The sequence below is a fragment of the Litoreibacter sp. JB4-2 genome (assembly GCF_055693445.1).
The window spans coordinates 3,156,409-3,173,769 of the sequence record NZ_CM146334.1 but is presented as its reverse complement, the minus strand read 5'-3'; the positions used below and the strand labels follow the sequence as shown (position 1 = coordinate 3,173,769).

Below are 17,361 nucleotides of genomic sequence, written 5' to 3'. Positions count from 1 at the left end.
GAGGGCTTTCTTAGTTTGAAGGGCTAAACTGTGACAGGCCCGCATATTTGTCGCGGGCAAGTGTGCGCATTTCGACCTGAGCAGGTGAATGGAGCGTCTCATCGACGCTGCATCCGCGTGCGCGGGCACGGCTCCAGACACGTCTTGCTGAATTGGGCGACCACGGCAGTACGGCTTGCGCCAACCATTGGCGAAGTGGGCCGGGTAACGCGTCATAGGCTGTCATCGGGTCAGCGGTGCGACGCTTGGCGCGCAGGCTGGTGGTTCCGAGATTGCGTGACGCGCGGTTCTGCATCGGGGTCGTCCGTGGGCTAGATATGTTATATCATAACGTCATTAACGAAGCCGCCAAAAACACGCAACCGGTTATGCTGGCTGAAAAGTAGAAGCCCGGACACAGCCCCTTATACGGGCGGCCGCCTATCGTTTACGCAGCGCCTGACGTGGCATGTGCCTAAAAAAAGGCCCCGCGTGAAGCAGGGCCTTTTCGGAAATATCTGAGAGTGTTTAGTGCCCCAAAATCTGGCTGAGGAACAGCTTGGTGCGTTCCGATTTGGGGTTGTTGAAGAACTCTTCCGGTTCATTTTGTTCAACGATTTGACCGGCATCCATGAAGATCACGCGGTTGGCGACCTGACGGGCGAAGCCCATCTCGTGGGTCACGCAGAGCATGGTCATGCCCTCCTCGGCTAGCTCGATCATGGTGTCGAGCACCTCTTTGATCATTTCGGGGTCGAGGGCGGATGTGGGTTCGTCAAACAGCATGATGCGCGGCTTCATGCAGAGCGAGCGGGCAATTGCCACCCGCTGCTGCTGCCCACCCGAAAGCTGGCCGGGGTATTTGTCGGCCTGTTCGGGGATTTTCACCTTCTCAAGGAAGTGCATCGCCGTTTCTTCGGCTTCCTTCTTGGGCGTCTTGCGCACCCAGATCGGGGCGAGCGTGCAGTTTTCCAAGATGGTGAGATGCGGGAAGAGGTTGAAGTGCTGGAAGCACATGCCGACCTCGGACCGGATCTTGTCGATGTTTTTCAGATCCGATGTCAGCTCGGTCCCGTCGACGATGATCTGGCCGGCCTGATGTTCCTCAAGCCGGTTGATGCAGCGGATGAGCGTGGACTTGCCCGACCCAGACGGCCCGGCGATGACGATACGCTCGCCGCGCTGCACGGTCAGGTCGATGTCGCGCAGCACGTGGAAGGTGCCGTACCACTTGTTCATACCCGAGATTTGGATCGCGACCTCATCGGAGACTTGCATCTTGGAGCGGTCGATTGCGCGGTCAGTTGCCAATTCAGACATAAAACAGACCCTTTCTTAGTGAGATGTTTTGAGCTTGCGCTCAAGATACATGGAGTAGCGGGACATGCCGAAGCAGACGATGAAGAACAGCACCGCGATGAAAGCGTAGAGCTCCCACAGGATGCCGATCCAGTTGGTGTCCGCCCGGATGGCTGTGGCCCAGCCGATGGGGTCCATCAGGCCGATGACCGACACCAGCGTGGTGTCTTTGAACAGACCAATGAAGGTCGACACGATGCCCGGGATGGAGATTTTCAGCGCCTGCGGCATGATGATGAGCCGCTGCGCCTGCCAGTAGTTGAGGCCCAGGCTGTCGCCGCCCTCGTACTGGCCCTTTGGCAGCGCCGCGAGCCCGCCCCGGATCACCTCGGCCATATAGGCCGACGAGAAGAGCGTCACCATGATGATCACCCGCAACACGATGTCGAAATTCGTGCCGGGCGGCATGAAGATGTTGAGCAGCGTTGAGGCCACGAAGAGCAGCGTGATCAGCGGCACGCCACGGATGAACTCGATGAAGCCCACGCAGAGTGTTTTGACGATCAGCAGATCGGATTGACGGCCAAGGGCGAGCACGATGCCGATGGGCAGCGAGAGGCCGATGGCGACCACGCCGATGACGAAGGCCAGAAGCAAGCCGCCGATGTCACGTGAGGAATTGAGCGGCTCCAGTGCGAGCGGCAGGACCGACGCGAAGGCACCTGAGACAGGGCCCAGCAGGAACACCCACCAAATGATCGCCGCAACCACCGCCGCAACCATCGCAAAGAGCGAGCCCATGGCTTTTTCGCCGAACTTCATAACCAGGAAGCCAATGACGAAGCCCATGGCGGCCATGACGGGCACCCAAACGGTGCCACCCCAGATCAGCCAAGGCATGATGAACGGGTACGCGGCCGAGAAATACAGCATTTTGCGCGGCAGGTTGGTGAACAAGATCGGCGCGAGCGCCACACCCAGCAGCACCAGATCCAGGATCGGCCGCCAGCGCATATGCACCGGATAATTGCCGAACAGGATTTGACGCCAGCGTTCGTTGATGACGCCCCAACAGGCGGCACCGTGATCTTTGCCGGTCATTTCGCGGCATTCGGCAAGCGAAGACGCAGACCAGGTATTATGCGACGCCCATGGGATGAGGATCGACAGGATCAGGTAGAGGAACGCAAAGGCCAAAATGGTGATGACCGTGTTAGCCGGGCTGGAAAACAGGTTTTCCCGCGCCCAGCCGATAGGACCCACCGCTGTCGCGGGGGGCGCTTTTTGTTCCAACATGGTTTCGCGAACGAAAGCGACGGAATTTGTGTTTGTGTCAGCCATCCTAGCGCTCCACCAATTGCATGCGTGCGTTGTAGATGTTCATCGCGCCCGAGATCAGCAGCGAGATGGTGAGGTAGATCAGCATGCCCAAAAGCAGCGTTTCCAGCTCACGACCCGTCTGATTGAGCGAAATGCCCATCAACGTACCGGTGATGTCCATATATCCCACCGCAATCGCCAGCGACGAGTTCTTGGTGAGGTTGAGGTATTGCGAGATCAACGGCGGGATGATGACGCGCAGCGCTTGTGGCAGCACGACGAGGCTCATCACACGGTTAGGGCGCAGGCCCAAAGCACCTGCGGCCTCGGACTGGCCTTTAGAGATGGCCATGATGCCTGAGCGCACGTTTTCCGCGATGAAGGCGGCAGTATAGAGCGACAGGGCCAACCACAAAGCAATCAGCGAGTTCCGCAGGTGGATACCACCTTTGAAGTTGAAGCCTTTCAACTCTGGCGTTGACCAGGAGAGCCCGAAGATCATCAGCACAATCGCCACTGGCACAATCAAGATACCCAGCTGCAGGTACCAAGTTGTCGGACGCACACCGGTTGCTTCCTGCGTGGCGGAGGCGCGGGCGCGCACGAAGCGCACAGCGAAGATCGAGGCGACGAAGACCGCCAGAACGATCAGCCAGTTCAGGCCCGAGCTTGCAAACCCACCATCCAATGTTGGACCGGGGATAAAGACGCCCCGGTTGGTGATGGCCACGGCGTCAAACAGCATCGAGGCAGTCGCATCCTCACCCTTAAAGGCGCGCGGTGCGGGTTGGGTTTCGATCATGATGGCCATGGCCAGCACGATCCAAAGGAGCACAGGGACGTTGCGGAACATTTCCACATAGACCGTCATGATGCGGGCCACGATCCAGTTTTTGGACAGGCGCAGCACCCCGATGATGATCCCAAGCACCGTCGCAAGCGCACAGCCCAACACAGCGATCACCAGCGTATTCAACACGCCGACGATCGCGGCGCGGAAATGGCTTGATTGGGAGGTGTATTCAATCAGACGTTGGTTGATATCGTAGCCAGCGGGTTCCCACAGGAACCGAAAGCTTAGGGTCTTGCCCAGCGCGGCCATGTTTTGAGCGGTGTTCCCGATCAGCCACCAGACAAACGCGCTAAACCCGATCAGTGCAATTACCTGAATGGTCATCGACCGGTAACGCGTGTCGTAAAGCAGCATAGAAAGCTGGAATGACTCCTTGGGAGGGTCAGTGAGTGTCGTCATCTTGGACGTCCCCTGTCTGTGTCAGGCCTTTTTAAAAGGTCGCGTCGTTGCGCGGGGTGGCCTGACTTAAAACGTAATCTGTTGGCAGTAGATAAGAAAAGGGCGCGGGATGAACCGCGCCCTTTCCTTGAAGTTTTTAGCGGAACGGTGGGGAGTACATCAGGCCACCAGCAGTCCACTGCGCGTTCAGACCGCGCGCCAGACCGATTGGCGTGTTCTCACCAATGTTGCGCTCAAAGCTTTCGCCGTAGTTACCCACTGCGGAGATGGCACGGTATGCCCACTGAGCGTCGAGGCCCAGCATCTCGCCGAGGTTACCTTCGGTGCCCAAGAGACGGTTGATCTCTGGGTTGTTGCCAGCAGAAGCGCCCAGCTCAGCGATGTTTGCCGATGTGACGCCCAGCTCTTCAGCCGCAACCAAAGCGTTGAATGTCCAACGTACAATGTCGCCCCACTCTGCATCACCGTGACGTACCAACGGGCCCAGCGGCTCTTTGGAGATGATTTCTGGCAGGATTACGTGTGCAGAACCGTCAGCAAAGGACGACCGTACAGACGCCAGCGCGGACGCATCAGTTGTGTACACGTCACACGCGCCAGCAAGGTACTGCTGCTGTGCTTCTGTCTGTGTTTCGATTGGCACAGGCTCGTAAGACATGTTGTTGACGCGGAAGTAGTCAGCAAGGTTCAGCTCGGTTGTTGTACCGGTCTGGATGCAGACAGTTGCGCCGTCCAGCTCGGTTGCCGATGTGACACCCAGCTCTTTTGGCACCATGAAGCCTTGGCCGTCATAGTAGTTCACGCCAACAAATTCGAACTTCAGGTCGACGTCGCGGCTGAATGTCCATGTTGTCACGCGGGACAGCATGTCAACTTCGCCGGATGCCAGCGCTGTGAAGCGTGTTTTACCGGTTGTTGGAACAAATTCCACGGCGCTTGCGTCGTTCAGAACGGCAGCGGCAACAGCGCGGCATACGTCTACGTCGAAGCCTTCCCAGATGCCTTCAGCGTTTGGTGCTTCAAAGCCTGGAACGCCGGTTGAGACGCCACAGTTCAGCGTGCCACGTGCCTTGACTTCGTCAAGTGTCTGCGCAGCAAGACCGGAGGCCGCCAGGCCCGCGACAGTCAGTGCTCCGAGAAACAGTGATTTTTTCATTTTTACCTCTTCCTGATGCCCGCCCGAGTGCAGGGCGGATATGTTTGGCCAATTGGGCCACGTTTATGTCGCGGGGACTCCCACCCCCGATGAGGGCCGATAAGGCCAAACCTCAACGTTAAGGTCAAGGTTATTAAGCAAATTTACCCAAGGGAAAGCCCAATTTTTACGCAGAAATTTTTGCGATTTTCCAACTTGTTCAACAATCTACCGCGAGACTGGCAGATTTGTTCACGCTTTAGGCGCTAACACGAAAGAAAGCTTCGGCATGCATGAAATCAGCCCTCTTAAATTGCGCTTGGGCCTCCGCCTCGTCGTCGACGCCCCATTGGTCGATCTGCCACTGCTCATCGATTCGGCTGATATCCCACATTGCGTTTGCTGATGCGTAGCCCTCCGTCACCGCGAAGCCGATGATCAGCGAGCCCGACAGCGACACCAGATCGTGGAACGCCGTTAGCTGAAACGGGGTCATTTGGTGCACCCGTTTTGACAGCGTCTCGAGGCTGGGCTTGGGCTGCTGGGCGTGCATAACGCCGACATAGACCTGAAGCGGCGCCTTGAGATGGGTCGTGGACCAGTCGACCAGCGGGTCCCAGCCCTTGTTTTGCCGTTCCACCAAGCCTTTGGGATCGCTGGCGCGGTAACAAATGAGGTCGCTGTCACCGTAGGAGGCCAGCATATCGGCGACCTCGGCATGCTGCACGGCCACCTTGTCGGTCGCGGCATTGGCGGAGCGGGTGAAGGGCATGGTGGCGGGCACGATCTTGCCCTCCTGCGCGTCCCATTCGGCGGCAATCTGGTCGGCCATGGAGCGAGTTGGCACAATCAGCGGCGCTTTGGCGGGGGTGCGCACTGGACGGCCATCGAGTGCCACCGTGAACCCGCCTGCTGCGGGCGCGACATCGGCCTTGTCCCAAAATCGTTTCGCGGCCCAATCGCTCATATCGAAATCCCCAACCGGTCGGCCACAGCACCGTCCAGCGCTGCGAAATCGTCAATCAAATGGTCGCAATATGGCTCCAGCGCCGCATCCGCGTGATAGCCCCAGCGTACACCGATTGTATGGATGCCCGCATTGCGGCCCATTTCCATATCGAAGGACGTGTCGCCGATGATGACGGCGTTCTTTGCCTTCACACCGGTCTCATAGAGCGCCTGTTCGATCATGGACGGGTGCGGTTTGGACGGGTGGTCATCGGCGACCTGGGTGGTCACGAAAATCCCTTCCAACGCGTGAACCCCCATCATCCGCACCAGCCCGCGGCGCGATTTTCCGGTGGCGACACCGAGTAGCAATTCATCGCTGCGGTTCAGCCGGGCCAGCGCGTCTTTCGCGCCGGCAAACATCGGGGCCTCGCGCTGCACATCAGCCGTGGCGGAGGCGTTGAAGCTGTTCTTATAGGCCTCGACCACTTCCAGAACCTCCGCGTCCGACAGGTTCGGATCGAGCTTGCGCATCGCTTCAGGCAGGGACAGCCCGATGATGGAACGCACCGCTGCCTCATCCGGGGCGATATGCCCGCAGGCATCAAAGGCGCGGGTCATCGCGGTTTTGATATGCGCGAGGCTGTCGATCAGCGTGCCGTCGACGTCGAAAATGACCAGTTTCAGCTCTGCCATGTCTCATCCCCGTCAAACGGGTCTTTGGGCACGTCGCGTTCGGTCCAGCCGAAATAATCCCAGGTTTTTTGCATATGGGGCGGGAGTTTGGCCTCTATATGCAGCTCTGAGCCGTTGGGGTGCTGTATCGTGAGCGAACGCGCGTGGAGGTGCATCTTCTTGGAGACTTCCTCCCCCAGCTCGGCACCCCAGCCATCACCCAGATTTTCCTGACCTGAGCCGCCATATTTGCCGTCGCCCACAATAGGATGGCCCATCTCAGCCATATGCGCGCGTAGCTGATGCGTGCGGCCTGTCACCGGGACCAGCGCCATCCATGCGGCGCGCTGCCCGAGGAAACAGAGCGTTGCATAGTCGGTATGGGCGCGTTTGGCGCCATAGGTCGCATCAACGTCGCGCGGATGGATGGCGTGCATCTTCTCGCCTTCCCCCTTGGCGCCGTGACCGGGTGCTTTGACAAGGCCGAATTTCACGGTGCCGATCTTGGGATAAGGCACGCCCGCGACAAGCGCCCAGTAGATTTTGCGCGTGCCGAAATGACGAAAGGCCTTGGTAAGATGGCTGGCCGCGGCTTGGGTGCGCGCCAAGACCAAAACGCCCGACGTGTCTTTGTCGAGCCGGTGAACGAGGCGGGGTTGTTCATGCTTGTCATATTGCAATGCGGGCAACATGCCATCGACATGGCGGGTGGTTTTAGAGCCGCCCTGCACCGCGAGCCCGGCGGGTTTGTTGATCACAATCACGTCGTCATCCATGTGGATCACGCAATCCTGGATCATCTTGGCATCGGCTTTGGACACAAAAGGTTGGGCGCGCTGCGCCTCGATCTCATCCTGGCTGGGCAGTGGCGGGATGCGGACCTGCTGGCCCGGACCCACGCGTGTGTTTGATTTCACGCGGCCGCCATCAACGCGGATTTCGCCCTTGCGGCACATCTTTTCGACGCGGCCCTGGCTGACATGCGGGAAGTGGCGGCGGAACCAACGATCGAGCCGTTGCTCAGCCTCGTCGTCGCGGATTTCTATCGTTTGGACGCGGCTCATGCCCATATCCCTCTTGCGATCATGATGCCGGCGATCAGCCCGGCGATGGACAGAATAACAGAGGCGCCCACATAGAGTGCGGCGGCGCCGGTCTGCCCTCTTTCAAATAAGGTGTAGGCTTCCAAAGAGAAGGCCGAAAACGTGGTGAACCCGCCCAAAATGCCGGTCATCACGAAGGGGCTGAGATGGGTGTTCGATGTTTTGGCGGCAAAAACCACAAACAGCCCCATTGCAAAGCTGCCCAGAACATTGACCGTCAGCACGCCCAGCGGAAACCCCGCAAAGGATCCCGGCCCGGTTGCCTTGAAGACGCCCACACCAATGAGGAACCGCAAGGCGGCCCCAATTGCGCCGCCCAGGGCGACGTGAAGGGTGGTCATAAACATCCCGGTTCTCTGTGCCCTGCCGGGCCCAGTGTCAAGCTTGTGTCGGGTTGCTCAAGCTTGCGTCGGGTTGAGTGCCCTAACGGAGCGGCTGCGCCGCAAGCGACATTTGAGTGGGGGCTCTGCCCCCGGCTGCGCCTCCCCCGGAATATTTTTGAAACAATGAAGGGACTAGCGTTTCGCGCGGAGCTTGGCGAAATAATCGACGCGCTTTTTAAGCTCGCGCTCATAGCCGCGTTCCACAGGGGTGTAGTAGACGCCGCGTTTCATCGTTTCAGGGAAGTAATTTTGGCCCGAAAACCCATCTTGCGCGTCGTGGTCATAGGCATAGCCGTCGCCGTAGCCCTGATCTTTCATCAAGCTGGTCGGCGCGTTCAGGATGTGTTTCGGGGGCGGCTCGGAACCGGTTTGTTTGGCCGATTTCATTGCTGCCTTATAGGCCACATAGGCCGCGTTGGATTTGGGCGCGAGGGCGAGGTAGATCACGGCCTGCGCCAGCGCAAGTTCCCCTTCGGGCGAGCCGAGCCGTTCATAAGTTTCCCACGCATCGAGGCAGACCCGATGCGCGTTGGTGTCGGCGAGCCCGATATCTTCGACGGCCATACGGGTGATGCGGCGGGCGAGATAGCGCGGATCTTCGCCCCCCGTGAGCATGCGCGCAAACCAGTAAAGCGAGGCATCGGGGTCGGACCCGCGCACGGATTTATGCAGCGCGGAGATCAGGTTGTAATGCGCGTCGCCCGACTTGTCATATTGCGCGGCGCGGCGCATCAGACGTTTGGACAAGCCTTCGGGGTCGAGCTTTTGTTGGGTTTTCCAGGCGCTGACCTGTTCGATCAGGTTGAGAAGCGCGCGGCCATCGCCATCTGCCATTTCCAAGAGCGCCGCGCGGGCATCGGGGGTAAGCGGGAGCGGTTGGTTCAGCTCTTTCTCGGCGCGTTGGGCGAGGCGTTCGAGGTCTTTCAGGTCAAGCCGTTCAAGGACCAGAACCTGGCTGCGGGACAAGAGCGCGGCGTTGAGCTCAAAAGACGGGTTTTCGGTGGTGGCGCCGACGAGGAGGATCGTGCCATCCTCCATATGCGGCAAAAACCCGTCCTGCTGGGCCTTGTTGAAACGGTGGATTTCGTCGACGAACAAGAGCGTGCCCTGCCCGTTTGCGGCACGGATTTTGGCGGCCTCAAACACCTTTTTCAGCTCGGCCACGCCAGAGAAAATTGCGCTGATCTGGACGAAATGCAGATCGCTTTCGCCTGCGAGCAGCCGCGCGATGGTGGTTTTTCCCACGCCGGGCGGCCCCCAGAAAATGAGCGACCCGAGGGAGCGATTGGCCAGCATCACACCCAGCGGGCTATCCGGCCCAAGCACCTGTTCCTGCCCGATGACGGCGTCCAAAGATTGCGGGCGCAGGCGGTCGGCCAGCGGCTGCATTTTCGCGGGCCCAGCCGGGACGGCGCTGTCGAACAGATCGGCCATCAGAGGCGGAACCGGTAGGTGAAACGGCGGCCATTATCGATCCCGTCGATGCGCCAATTGCGAGCGTCGACACTGCCCAGCGCCTCCGCCTCGGCGCTTGTGGTGACTTTCGTGCCATTGATGGACAGGATGATGTTGCCGGGACGCAGCCCGACGCGGCGCAGCGGGCCTTGGACGTCAGTGATAACAACGCCAGTTACGTCGCTGCGATACCCGTTTCGGGCGGCGAGGCTGGGATTGAGCGTGGCCACGGACAGCCCGGCCAAGCCCCCTTCGCCAATGCGGCGCAGATCGACGGGCGGATCGTTGGGCGGCACAATAAGCGCGACGCGTGTGCGGCGGATTTCGCCGTCTGAGAGGAATTCGATGTCCGCCTCCGCGCCGACACCGCGCACCGACATGTGGTGCAGCATCTCGGCGGGCGCGTTGACAGGCAGCCCGTCGACGCTGAGAACGATGTCGCCCACATCAAGCCCGGCTGCGGCAAAGGGGCTGAGCGGGTGCATCGCGGCGATCACCACGCCTTCGGGGACGTCCAGCCCGAAGCCTGCGGCCACGTCGCTATCGACCGCCTGCCCGTTGATGCCCGCCCAGGGGCGCATGAACTGATCTGCGCCGTCGCGGGCCTGGGTAACGAATTGCGCGACCAGATTGGACGGGATCGCGAAGCCGACCCCGTTGGAACCGCCCGAACGCGTCAGGATCGAGGTGTTGACCCCGATGAGCCGGCCTGTGACGTCGATCAACGCGCCGCCGGAATTGCCGGGGTTAATCGCGGCGTCGGTTTGGATGAAATAGCCGCGGGCGTTGCCGGTCTGCACGCCGGAGCGCGCGAGCCCGGAGATAATGCCAGAGCTGACGGTTTGGCCGATGCCGAACGGGTTGCCGATGGCCAGGGCGAGCTCCCCCACTTCGACGTCGTTTGAATCGCGCAGGTCCAACCACGGCAGCGGGTCGGGGCTTTCGATTTTCAGGATGGCAATGTCGCTTTGCTCATCCGCCAGCAACACAGTCGCGGCGAATTCGCGGCGGTCTTTCAGCACGACGCGGATATCGGTGGCCATGCCGACCACGTGATAGTTGGACACGACGATGCCGTCCTCCGACAAGATCACGCCGGAACCCAACGAGTTTTGCAAGCGGGGCTGGGCTTGGCGCATATCGCCGAAAAACTGCTCAAAGAACGGGTTGCCCATGAAGGGCGTGACGCGTTGTTCGACCACGCGGTTGGCGAAGATGTTCACAACGGCGGGGGCGGCCTGTTTGACGAGCGGTGCGAAGCTGAGCGAGATCTCGGGCTGGCTTTGCGGCACCTGTTGCGCGGATGCAGGCAGGCCGGACAGAGACGCTGCAACAAGACAGATGAGCAGGAAACGCATAGATACCTCTTTCATTCGGGCATCTTAGCATATGTGCAGGTCACGGCATCAACACAATGGCCTCAACGCAAAAGCCCCGCCAGAAACTGACGGGGCTTTGACTGATGTCGCGTGGGCGGGTCCGGGACCCGAGCAGATTACTCTGCAGCTTCTTCCGCTTCGACGCGGGCTTTGTCAGCCGCACCTTTGGCGGAGACGTCGCGGTCTACAAATTCGATGATCGCCATTGGCGCCATGTCGCCGTAGCGGAAGCCGGCTTTCAGAACGCGCACATAACCGCCTTGGCGGTCCTTGTAGCGTGGGCCCAGAACATCGAACAATTTGGCGACGTCTTTGTCCTGGCGCAGCTTGCTTGCGGCCTGACGGCGCGCGTGCAGATCGCCGCGTTTCGCCAGCGTGATCATTTTCTCGATGATCGGGCGCAATTCTTTGGCTTTTGGCAGGGTTGTTTTGATTTGCTCATGTTCGATGAGCGAGCCGCACATGTTGATGAACAGCGCTTTGCGGTGTTCATGGGTGCGGTTCAGGCGGCGGTAGCCTCGTGCGTGACGCATTTTTCAAGTCCTTCTAGGTCGTCTATACTTTGTACGGGCTTTCCGATGCGTGTCGGTGCCTCTGTTGGGGCAGGATTGCCCAGGCAGTCCCCGGTATTGTCCGGGCATTTGTTGGGGTCCGCACGGATGCGAACCCCGAATTCTTTAGAACTGGTCTTCGAACTTCTTGGCCAGGTCTTCGATGTTTTCTGGTGGCCAATCAACGATGTCCATACCCAGGTGCAGACCCATGCCCGACAGCACTTCCTTGATTTCGTTCAAGGACTTGCGGCCAAAGTTCGGCGTGCGCAGCATCTCTGCTTCGGTCTTCTGGATCAGATCGCCAATATACACGATATTGTCGTTCTTCAGGCAGTTTGCGGAACGCACCGAAAGCTCCAACTCGTCGACCTTTTTCAAGAGCAGCGGGTTGAATTCCAACTCGTCTTCGTCGTCCTGCGCACGGGCCGATTCCGGCTCGTCGAAGTTTACGAAGATGCCCAGCTGGTCCTGCAGGATGCGTGCGGCAAAGGCCACGGCGTCGTCAGGGCTGATCGAACCATCGGTTTCGACTTTCATGGTCAGCTTGTCATAGTCCAGAACCTGACCTTCGCGGGTCGGCTGCACGTCGTAGCTGACTTTTTTCACAGGCGAGAAAATCGCGTCGATCGGCATCAGGCCGATAGGCGCATCTTCTGGCTTGTTCTTCTCTGCCGAGACGTAGCCTTTGCCGGTATTCACGGTCAGTTCCATGAACAGGTCGGCGCCATCATCAAGGTGGCAGATGACATGGTCACGGTTCAGGATTTCGATACCCGCGCTGTCGGAGATATCGCCAGCGGTGACAACCGCCGGACCTTTGGCCGAGATCGACAGGCGCTTGGGCCCTTCGACTTCCATACGGATCGCCACGCCTTTGAGGTTCAAAACCACGTCGGTGACGTCTTCGCGAACGCCAGAGATCGAGGAGAACTCATGCAGCACGTTGTCGATTTGCACCGATGTGATCGCCGCACCTTGCAGCGAGCTCATCAGCACGCGGCGCAGCGCGTTGCCCATGGTCAAACCAAAGCCACGCTCAAGCGGCTCGGCAATCACCGTCGCTTTGCGCGCAGGATCAGTGCCAGGCTTAATCTCAAGCTGGTTGGGTTTTATTAATTCTTGCCAGTTCTTATGGATCATAGGGGGCCTCCATGCTCGTTCAGGGTCATGTCCAAAACCCGGAACACTCGAGGTTGAAATGTCAAAGCCAGGGGACGGCGCTTGTGGCTGCCCCCTGACCCCAATTTGGATATCTTAGACGCGGCGACGCTTTGGCGGGCGGCAGCCGTTATGGGCCATTGGCGTCACGTCGCGGATCGACGAGATTTGGAAGCCAACTGCAGCCAAAGCGCGCAATGCGCTTTCACGGCCGGAGCCCGGGCCCTGCACTTCGACCTCAAGCGTTTTCACGCCGTGATCTTGTGCTTTCTTGCCCGCGTCTTCTGCTGCCATCTGAGCCGCATAAGGTGTCGACTTGCGCGACCCTTTGAAGCCCATGGTGCCCGCAGAGGACCACGAAATTGCGTTGCCCTGAACGTCAGAGATCAGGATTTTTGTGTTGTTGAACGAAGAGTTCACGTGAGCCACGCCCGCAGCGATATTCTTGCGGACCTTCTTCTTCGTTTTGACCTTATCGCGTGCCATTGATCAAACCCTCCCTTATTTCTTCTTACCAGCAATGGCCTTTGCAGGGCCTTTGCGAGTACGAGCGTTGGTGTGCGTGCGCTGACCGCGCACAGGAAGGTTGCGGCGATGACGCAGACCGCGGTAGCAGCCCAGGTCCATCAAACGCTTGATGTTCATTTGCGTGTCGCGGCGCAGGTCGCCTTCGACAGTGTAGTTCTCGTCGATATGCTCACGGATCTTCAGGATGTCAGCATCGCTAAGATCGTTCATACGGCGGGTCTGATCGATGCCGACAGCCTCACAGATCGCTTGCGCGGAGGTGTTGCCGATACCGGTGATGTAGGTCAAAGCGATTGGGACGCGCTTTCCGTCGGGCAGGTTAACGCCAGCAATACGAGCCAAAGTGGTCTTCCTTCTTGGTCGCGGTTCCGTAATCCCGGAACCTTTTTTCACAACATAAGCCCGCAGGATTTTCACCGACGGGCTTGGGGTTTAGGTACTCATGCGCGGGGCTGTCTGGCCAGATCAGCTGATGCGCGATTCCCTTGCGGGATGGCGCGGTTTAGGCGCTATTAACTGTGGGGTCAAGGGGGTCAGGAAGAGCCTTTGTTAACTGTCCAGAACCCCGGCAATCGCCACCGCCACTTCACCAATCTCGCCGAGCCCATCAACAGACTGCAACGCACCCTTGGCATGGTAGTAACCGATCAGTGGGCTGGTTTGTTTGTAGTAAGCCATGAGGCGGGTTTTGAGGCTTTCCTCGTTATCGTCGGCGCGTGCGGTGCCGCCTGCGGCGACCGCGTCGGCTGCGCGGCCGAGGATGCGGGTGACGAGCACCTCGTCATTCACGGCAAGTTCGATCACTGCGTCGAGGCTCGCGCCATGCTTGTCCAGCAAATCACCCAACGCGTCGGCCTGCGCCAAGGTCCGGGGGAAGCCGTCAAAGATGAAGCCGCCGCCGGGGTTGGCTTCAAGCTGTTCCTCGATCAGGCCGATAACAATCTCATCGGTAACCAGCTCGCCCGCATCCATTACTGCGGCCACTTTCTTACCCATCTCGGTCCCGGAGCTTTTGGCGGCCCGCAACATGTCACCGGTTGAGAGCTGGATCATGCCCCGCTCTTCGACAAGTTTGCTTGCTTGCGTGCCTTTACCAGCACCCGGCGGTCCGAGAAGGATAATGTTCATTTGCGTGATGGGCTCCGTTTGCCCCGCTTCTTGGCGCCTTTGCCGCGAAGTTGGGATTTTTCGATCAGGCCTTCATACTGGTGGGCCAGCATGTGGGACTGCACTTGTTGGATCGTGTCCATGGTCACGGAGACTACAATCAAAACGGACGTACCGCCAAAGTAAAATGGAATGGCCAGTTGCGCGCGCAAGATTTCCGGCAGCAAGCAGACCAGAGCCAGGTAGCCGGACCCCAGCACCAAGATGCGGTTGACCACATATTCCAGATACTCGGCGGTGCGCTGCCCGGGGCGGATGCCGGGGATGAACCCGTTCTGGTTCTTCAGATTGTCGGCCACGTCATCAGGCTTAAACGCCACGTTGAACGTGTAGAAATAGGCGAAGAACACGATCATCGCCGTGAAGAACAACAGATAGAGCGGCTGGCCCGGCCCGAAATAGGCGAGGATTGTGGCCATCACCGGGCTGGTCGACGCGCCAGAAAACGTGCTGATCGAGGTCGGCAGCAGCAAGAGCGAGGATGCAAAGATCGCGGGGATCACGCCCGATGGGTTGACCTTGACTGGCAGGTGGCTTGAGCCGCCATCATAAACCTTCATGCCAACTTGGCGGCGCGGGTATTGGATGTGGATTTTGCGCAGCGCGCGTTCCATGAACACCACGAAGGTGATGGTCGCAACGACCACCAACAACACGCCGATGATCACTGCTGGGCTTAGCGAGCCGGAGCGGCCTTGCGCGAAGAACTGCGCCAGAGCGGCGGGAACTTCGGCGATGATGCCCACGAAGATGATCAGCGAGATGCCGTTACCGATGCCGCGTGCGGTGATCTGCTCACCCAGCCACATCAGGAACATGGTGCCACCGACAAGGGTGATGACGCAGGAAATGCGGAAGAACCAGCCGGGATCGGTCACTAGACCGCCCGATTCAAGGCCTGCCGCCAAACCGTAAGCCTGCAAGGTCGCCAAAAACACCGTGCCGTAGCGCGTGTATTGGTTGATTTTCTTGCGGCCCTGTTCGCCTTCTTTCTTCAACTGCTCCAGCTGTGGGACCATGGCGGTCATCAGCTGCACGATGATCGAGGCCGAAATATAGGGCATGATCCCCAGCGCAAACAGGCCCATCCGGCCAATCGCGCCGCCAGTGAACATGTTCAGAATGCCGCCCACGCCGGTCGAGATTTGTTCGACAAAATTGCGCAGCGCGTCCGCGTCGATACCGGGCACCGGGATATAGGTTCCCAGCCGGTAGACGATCAGCAGGCCAATGGTGAAAAGGATCCGCTGCCTCAGCTCGGTCGCCTTGCCAAAGGCGGACCAGCTCATGTTTGAGGCCATTTGCTCGGCGGCTGATGCCATCTGTTATGTTCCCTGTATCAGCACAGCGCCGCGACCGGGCTTCCCCGTCGCGGCGCTGGAAAACTTGAACTTATGTAAGAGGCCTCAGGCCCCCTCACAAGGTATTATTCAGCAGCTGCCGCGACTGTGAGCGAACCGCCTGCTTTTTCAACAGCCTCGATCGCCGATTTCGACGCGCCGGTGACGTTGATTTTGACCTTCGCGGTGATCTCACCCTTGGCCAGAACGCGCACACCGTCGAGCTTGCGGCGCACGACGCCGGTTTCGACCAGCAGGTCTTCGGTGATCTCGGCTTTCGCGTCGAGGGTCTTGGCGTCGATGAATTTCTGGATCAGGCCCAGATTGATGACGGCAAATTTCTTGCGGTTCGGCTTGTTGAAGCCGCGCTTTGGCAGGCGCATGTAGAGCGGCATTTGGCCGCCTTCGTAGCCGTTCAGAGCCACACCCGAGCGGGATTTCTGACCTTTGATACCACGGCCACCCATTTTACCGGTGCCGGAGCCCGGGCCACGGCCCACGCGTTTTTTACGTTTGGTCGCGCCGGGATTGTCGCGCAATTCATTGAGTTTCATATCGCTTCTCCTAGAGCCGGAATTGCCCCATGAAGCGAAGGGAGGCAAACGCGGCGTTTCTTGATTGATTCCATGAACCCGCAGGTCCACCGGGGGTGTTTAGATGAGCCGTGATCTTCACGCAAGGGCCGCGATCCCCCGCATGCGGGGAATCTTGCAGGCCTTTGATTTAACGCTGTTTTCTAGATTTATTAACTAACTAGCAACATGTGCGTCGAAGAAGGCGATGGTCCGGGCCCATGCAAGGTTTGCGGCCTCCTCATCGTAGCGCGGCGTGGTGTCATTGTGGAACCCGTGGTTCACATCGGGATAAAAATGCACGCTGAACTCTTTCTGATTGGCCTTGAGCGCATCTGAATAGTCCTGCCAACCCGCGTTGATCCGCTCGTCCAACCCGGCATATTGGATCATCAGGGGCGCCTCGATTGCAGGCACATCTTCGGCAGCCGGTTGACGGCCATAAAACGGCACAGAAGCCGCAAGGTCGGGATATACGACGGCCAGCGCGTTGCAGACCCCGCCGCCATAGCAGAACCCAACCGCGCCAACCTTGCCTGTCGTCTCGTCATGATCGCGTAGAAATTCAAACGCGGCGAAGAAATCTTCCATCAGCTTGGCGCCGTCGAGGGATCGCTGCATCTCGCGACCGTCCTCGTCATTGCCCGGATATCCACCCAGCGGGCTCAGCCCGTCCGGCCCAATCGCCAGAAACCCAGCCTTGGCCGCGCGGCGCACGACATCTTCGATATAAGGATTTAGGCCACGGTTCTCATGGATCACCAGCACGGCTGGCAGCTTGCCGGTCGCGCCCGCAGGTTTGGCCATCAGCGCGCTGATCGTTCCGTGACCATTGGGGCTTTCATAACTGGTCAGTGTTGTCTCGATATCGGGATCATAGGGGGCGACCTGCTGGGCTAACGCATAATCCGGCTTGAGCTGATCCAGCAGCATCGCGCCGGTGACGCCGGCGGCGGCATATTTCGAGGCTTGCGTCATGAACTGACGCTTGGTGACTTTGCCATGCACATATCCATCGAATATTTCGAGGATACGCGGGTCGAAGTCGGAGGCTTTCTTGCGAGATTTCTGGGTCATTGAGTCGTCTCCCGTTACGGTTGGAATCGTTTTGTCC

19 protein-coding genes are annotated in these 17,361 nt (G+C 59.1%); all 19 read right to left on the bottom strand.

From position 1 onward, the window contains the following. Positions 1-10: 10 nt before the first annotated feature. Positions 11-295, bottom strand: a complete 285-nt coding sequence (locus tag ACZ1G7_RS15805) for a DUF6525 family protein (RefSeq protein WP_472660344.1) — start codon at positions 293-295, stop codon at positions 11-13. A gap of 212 nt (positions 296-507) precedes the next feature. Beyond that, positions 508-1,299, bottom strand: a complete 792-nt coding sequence (locus ACZ1G7_RS15800; RefSeq protein ID WP_472660343.1) for an amino acid ABC transporter ATP-binding protein — start codon at positions 1,297-1,299, stop codon at positions 508-510. A gap of 15 nt (positions 1,300-1,314) precedes the next feature. Further along, positions 1,315-2,619 (bottom strand): amino acid ABC transporter permease, encoded by a 1,305-nt coding sequence (locus ACZ1G7_RS15795; protein WP_472660342.1) that lies wholly within the window; start codon positions 2,617-2,619, stop codon positions 1,315-1,317. Position 2,620: 1 nt separating this feature from the next. Continuing rightward, positions 2,621-3,850: an amino acid ABC transporter permease gene (locus ACZ1G7_RS15790; protein ID WP_472660341.1), complete on the bottom strand. Its 1,230-nt coding sequence runs from the start codon at positions 3,848-3,850 to the stop codon at positions 2,621-2,623. A 136-nt stretch (positions 3,851-3,986) separates the two neighbouring features. Continuing rightward, positions 3,987-5,006 (bottom strand): amino acid ABC transporter substrate-binding protein, encoded by a 1,020-nt coding sequence (locus ACZ1G7_RS15785; RefSeq protein WP_472660340.1) that lies wholly within the window; start codon positions 5,004-5,006, stop codon positions 3,987-3,989. Between the two features lie 238 nt (positions 5,007-5,244). Then, on the bottom strand, positions 5,245-5,952 hold the full coding sequence (locus ACZ1G7_RS15780; protein WP_472660339.1) for an ATP12 family chaperone protein: 708 nt from the start codon (positions 5,950-5,952) through the stop codon (positions 5,245-5,247). Next, positions 5,949-6,629, bottom strand: a complete 681-nt coding sequence (locus ACZ1G7_RS15775) for an HAD-IA family hydrolase (RefSeq protein ID WP_472660338.1) — start codon at positions 6,627-6,629, stop codon at positions 5,949-5,951. Before ACZ1G7_RS15775 ends, ACZ1G7_RS15780 begins: the two co-directional genes overlap by 4 nt. Beyond that, positions 6,617-7,672, bottom strand: a complete 1,056-nt coding sequence (locus ACZ1G7_RS15770) for an RluA family pseudouridine synthase (RefSeq protein ID WP_472660337.1) — start codon at positions 7,670-7,672, stop codon at positions 6,617-6,619. Before ACZ1G7_RS15770 ends, ACZ1G7_RS15775 begins: the two co-directional genes overlap by 13 nt. After that, entirely contained in the window at positions 7,669-8,058 is a 390-nt protein-coding gene (crcB, locus tag ACZ1G7_RS15765) for a fluoride efflux transporter CrcB (protein WP_472660336.1), read from the bottom strand. Before crcB ends, ACZ1G7_RS15770 begins: the two co-directional genes overlap by 4 nt. A gap of 168 nt (positions 8,059-8,226) precedes the next feature. Then, entirely contained in the window at positions 8,227-9,528 is a 1,302-nt protein-coding gene (locus ACZ1G7_RS15760) for a replication-associated recombination protein A (protein ID WP_472660335.1), read from the bottom strand. After that, entirely contained in the window at positions 9,528-10,907 is a 1,380-nt protein-coding gene (locus tag ACZ1G7_RS15755; protein WP_472660334.1) for a trypsin-like peptidase domain-containing protein, read from the bottom strand. Before ACZ1G7_RS15755 ends, ACZ1G7_RS15760 begins: the two co-directional genes overlap by 1 nt. Before the next feature lie 137 nt (positions 10,908-11,044). Next, positions 11,045-11,461, bottom strand: a complete 417-nt coding sequence (gene rplQ, locus ACZ1G7_RS15750; RefSeq protein WP_298299423.1) for a 50S ribosomal protein L17 — start codon at positions 11,459-11,461, stop codon at positions 11,045-11,047. Positions 11,462-11,605: 144 nt separating this feature from the next. Next, positions 11,606-12,622 carry a DNA-directed RNA polymerase subunit alpha gene (locus tag ACZ1G7_RS15745; protein ID WP_472660333.1) on the bottom strand — a complete coding sequence of 339 codons (1,017 nt, stop codon included), beginning with the start codon at positions 12,620-12,622 and terminating at the stop codon, positions 11,606-11,608. A 114-nt stretch (positions 12,623-12,736) separates the two neighbouring features. Continuing rightward, positions 12,737-13,126, bottom strand: a complete 390-nt coding sequence (rpsK, locus tag ACZ1G7_RS15740; RefSeq protein ID WP_472660332.1) for a 30S ribosomal protein S11 — start codon at positions 13,124-13,126, stop codon at positions 12,737-12,739. Between the two features lie 15 nt (positions 13,127-13,141). Further along, positions 13,142-13,510, bottom strand: a complete 369-nt coding sequence (gene rpsM / locus ACZ1G7_RS15735; RefSeq protein ID WP_472660331.1) for a 30S ribosomal protein S13 — start codon at positions 13,508-13,510, stop codon at positions 13,142-13,144. A 207-nt stretch (positions 13,511-13,717) separates the two neighbouring features. Continuing rightward, complete coding sequence (locus ACZ1G7_RS15730) at positions 13,718-14,296, bottom strand: adenylate kinase (RefSeq protein ID WP_472660330.1); 579 nt, start codon at positions 14,294-14,296, stop codon at positions 13,718-13,720. After that, a complete protein-coding gene (gene secY / locus ACZ1G7_RS15725; RefSeq protein ID WP_472660329.1) occupies positions 14,293-15,657 on the bottom strand; it encodes a preprotein translocase subunit SecY in 1,365 nt (454 codons plus the stop codon). Before secY ends, ACZ1G7_RS15730 begins: the two co-directional genes overlap by 4 nt. Positions 15,658-15,761: 104 nt before the next feature. Continuing rightward, positions 15,762-16,229, bottom strand: a complete 468-nt coding sequence (gene rplO / locus ACZ1G7_RS15720; RefSeq protein WP_472660328.1) for a 50S ribosomal protein L15 — start codon at positions 16,227-16,229, stop codon at positions 15,762-15,764. Positions 16,230-16,424: 195 nt separating this feature from the next. Further along, positions 16,425-17,324, bottom strand: a complete 900-nt coding sequence (gene yghX / locus ACZ1G7_RS15715; protein WP_472660327.1) for a YghX family hydrolase — start codon at positions 17,322-17,324, stop codon at positions 16,425-16,427. Positions 17,325-17,361 lie beyond the last annotated feature (37 nt).